Here is a 440-nt window from a genome sequence, read left to right on the forward strand (position 1 = left end):
TATTTGATATTCGCGAGCGATCACTACTCCTTATCTATCTCCTAGCACCGCACGATTTTTCCCATCTTTGGTAATTACCCCCGCGCCCATTTTTTTCTCCATCGGGGGGGTTGACTATTGTCTCTTGGACATGATACCCTGATAATGGAAATCTGTGCACTTTTTTTGCGAATGCTCACACTCCATTATACTCAACTCTCATAATACCACATTTTTATCCCTTCGACCACAAAAAAACTTATCTCAACCCCCTATAAATATAATTTTTTCTTATTGTTTATCTTTTATATACGAATTTATGGGTTAATACGATTGTACAACCATTTTAAGTTATACAACCCCAAATAATTTGGTCACGTTTGGTAAATTGTCTGTTGGGTTTTCTCCACCCAATAATAATGGAAATCTATATCCCGCTAGTGTTTCAATACTACTAATAT

Origin of the sequence: Cylindrospermopsis sp. CR12, assembly GCF_001432185.1 — a bacterium.
GTDB lineage: Bacteria > Cyanobacteriota > Cyanobacteriia > Cyanobacteriales > Nostocaceae > Raphidiopsis > Raphidiopsis raciborskii.